This window comes from Patiriisocius sp. 208BN25-11, assembly GCF_058147145.1.
Genome location: NZ_JBYVJY010000149.1, coordinates 1 through 235 on the forward strand (window position 1 = coordinate 1; position 235 = coordinate 235).

Genomic DNA, 235 nt, shown 5'->3' on the forward strand with positions numbered 1-235 from the left:
GACTATAGGGAATCAAGCCACGGCAACCGACCTTGGCACTACTGCAAACTTTGAGGATGACGGAACCATACGAATACACGAGTACGGCCTAGGCAATAATACAGATACAACTCCTGCATATCTTGTAGGGGTGCAAGCCGATTGCTATCTTGTAGAATATGACAATTCCGTAGAGGATGTCTCTACACCCTCTTTTGCTGGAAACTGGGAAAACTATAGCGTGAATTTTGGTACA

At 45.1% G+C, this 235-nt stretch carries 1 protein-coding gene; it reads left to right on the plus strand.

Annotated features, from left to right (window positions below):
* A partial coding sequence (locus ACY2RS_RS15935) for a hypothetical protein (protein WP_490099630.1) occupies positions 1-235 on the plus strand: 235 nt, incomplete at both ends.